General features: G+C 40.6%; 2 protein-coding genes. Both read right to left on the bottom strand.

Translation table 11 applies throughout. From position 1 onward, the window contains the following. Window positions 1-7: 7 nt before the first annotated feature. The gene (locus tag QZ055_RS09000; protein ID WP_295826356.1) at window positions 8-1,072 is read right to left on the bottom strand and encodes an efflux RND transporter periplasmic adaptor subunit; all 1,065 of its coding nucleotides are present in this window, start codon (window positions 1,070-1,072) and stop codon (window positions 8-10) included. Between the two features lie 273 nt (window positions 1,073-1,345). After that, the gene (locus QZ055_RS08995; protein WP_105090001.1) at window positions 1,346-2,710 is read right to left on the bottom strand and encodes a hemolysin family protein; all 1,365 of its coding nucleotides are present in this window, start codon (window positions 2,708-2,710) and stop codon (window positions 1,346-1,348) included. Window positions 2,711-2,885: the final 175 nt, after the last annotated feature.

The following is a 2,885-nucleotide window of genomic DNA, read 5'->3' as shown; positions in this document are numbered from 1 at the left end:
AATTGTTTCATTGACTAACCGCCGTCCCTTCTTGTAATTGTTGGGTACCTGCGGTAATGACAATGTCACCCTTAGCTAAACCAGATGTGACGATGACGGAGTTCTTACCAAACTCACCGGTCTTAATCGGCACGAGATGAGCCTTTTTATCTCGGATAATATACACTGCATTATTGCCGTTAGAGTCTTTCACAAGAGCCGTTAACGGAATGGAAATATTAGTGCTATCTGTAGTAGATAGATTAGCATTAATCGTCATGCCTAGTTGCACCTCTTTAGGTGGATTTTGTAAGGCAATTTTTACGGTATACGTTCTCGCTACAGGGTCAGGAACTGGTGAAATTTCACGGACCACACCTTGCACAGTTACATCTGGTAGAGCCCAGAATGTAATAGTGGCAGGGCTTCCCACATGAACCTTGGTCAATTCTTGCTCAGGAAGGGCAATGACTGCTTCTGGGTCGCGACCAGCCGCTAAGGTACCAACGCTTTGACCAGCCGCTACGACTTGGCCTGGTTCAATATTGAAAGCTGTAATAATACCTGTATCAGGAGCAGTCAAATTAGTATAGCTATTTTGATTGTTACTCAAATTGAGGCTAGCCTGTGCTTGTTGTAATTGAGCAGAGGTAGCATTCAATTGGTTTTCTGCTTGGTCTAATTGCAACTTACTAATCGCTTGTTGCGCGTAGAGCTCACGATATCGCTTAGCATTGGTTTCCGCTAATTCATAGGCCGATTGAGCAGCTTTTACAGCACCCTCAGCATTTTGTACTTGCGCTGATGTATCGGAACCATTGATTTGCGCGATGACTTGGCCTGCTTGTACCACATCACCAACATTTACGAATTTATTGATGACGCGTCCTCCAATTTGAAAGGCTAAGTTTGTTTCCGTTTTATTATGGATAGTGCCTGCATAGCCAGCACTAGTAGTACCAGATTCTTCACCGATGGTGATGGTGCGCACCTTGAGGCTCGTATCCTCAGGTTGCTTTTCAGATCCACAACCACTTATGACGGCAGTCCCAATTAAGAGGGCCCCTATGGTTGCTATAACTCGTTGATTCATAGAATCTCTCCTTTTACCACACATAAGTCCTATGACACACAACTACACAGATGCAGCATTCATAGGACTCCATATTATGAGAGTAGATCTAAATTAGCCATTAAAATTATAGTAGTTAATAGCTATATTAGGTCTGATTATATATTTTATACAATTTAATAATACTATATTTATATGTAAACGGCTAGGGGTATATATAAAAAGTGAGTCCTCCATAGGAGAACTCACTCTTTATAAATCTACAATGCTCATAAATCTACAAGTTAGTAGGTATTAATCTTTTTCTTCTGTTTCTTGTACTACGATAGGTTCTTCATAGGTTACAAGAATCTTATCGATACGGGTATTATCCATATCTACAACTTCAAAGGTATAGCCATTCCATTTTGCTTTGTCCAATTCTTTTGGAATGCGACCAAAGAGAACATTTAAGAGACCGCCCATTGTTTTGTACAAGTCTTTTTCTTCGCCTGGTAGCTCTTGATCGATATGGAAGAATTCTTTAAATTCGTCTACGTCAAGAAGGCCATCTACAAGCCAGGAACCATCCTCACGTTCAACGATTTTATTTTCTTCTTCCTTGATTTCTTCTTCGCCAGAAGGCATAAGACCTACGATTTCTTCCATGATGTCATGTAAGGTTACAAGACCACTGAAACCGCCGTACTCGTCGAGAACGATAGTTTCATGAACGCCTTCTGTACGGAGTACGTTCAATAATTTCATGAGCGTAATGGATTCTGGAATGAGTAATGGTTCTTTCAAACAAGATTCAATAATATCATGAATGGATCGTTCGCTAGGACGTTGCATGATTTGAACTAATACGTCAGATACGGTAACGAGACCTTTTAATTCGTCCAAGGAATCGGTACCTACAGGAATGCGGTAATGGTTGGCATTTTTAAGGACTTCCATGATTTCGTCCTCTGTACCGTTAAGGTCGATCCATTTGAGTTGTGTACGAGGTGTCATGATGTCACCAGCGTTCATATCTGCTAAGTGGAAGATATTTTCTACGAGGATAGGTTCCTCTTCTTCGTAAGCACCCATAGCAACGCCTTCGGTGAGCATTTTGTTGATTTCAGACTCTGTAACAGGCGCCTCTTCTTTTACAGTAACGCCTAGTAATTTTAAAAGGAATTCTGTGGAAACACCGAGGAAGCTAACGATAGGTTTTAATGCTACAGATAACCAGTAAATCGGTTTAGATACTACAACGGCAATGCTTTCAGGGCTATTTAAAGCTAAACGTTTCGGTACAAGCTCGCCGATAACGAGGGATAAATAGGTGATGATAGCAACGATGAGGAAGGAACTAATAGATGCAGCATAGGGCTCGATGCTTGGAATGCTTGCCACTAATATATCCTCTAATGGACCAGAGAAGGTAGCACCAGAATACAAACCAGTTAAGATACCAACGAGAGTAATACCAATTTGAATGGTAGAGAACATCTCGTTTGGATTTTCTGCTAATTCAAAGGCTTTTTTAGCACGCTCGTTGCCAGCTTCGGCCATTTCCTCTAATTTTCGTTTCTTCGCATTAACGATAGCCAATTCCGTCATAGAGAACAAGCCATTCGCGATGATTAATACGATGATAATTATAAAATCTAAGGTCAGATCACTGTCCATGTAAATAGATACTCCTTTTTATATTCTGCACATGAGAAAAATAGATATATTACACATAGTATACCATATTAGCATCGATACGTGTTTAGATACAACAAAAGCACCTAAGATAGGTGCTTTTGTTGTATACTATAGGTGTTACTGCCCCAGACTGGTAACAGAAAGGGGGTGAAAA

It is taken from the genome of uncultured Veillonella sp. (genome assembly GCF_905209685.1).
Taxonomy (GTDB): Bacteria; Bacillota; Negativicutes; order Veillonellales; family Veillonellaceae; genus Veillonella.
The sequence above is the reverse complement of the archived record's forward strand: the minus strand, read 5'-3'. Positions and strand labels throughout refer to the sequence as shown.

Excerpts from the sequence above, each read along its gene's own strand:
- QZ055_RS09000 (WP_295826356.1), bottom strand. The coding sequence starts at position 1,072 with ATGAATCAACGAGTTATAGCAACCATAGGGGCCCTCTTAATTGGGACT.
- QZ055_RS08995 (WP_105090001.1), bottom strand. The coding sequence starts at position 2,710 with ATGGACAGTGATCTGACCTTAGATTTTATAATTATCATCGTATTAATC.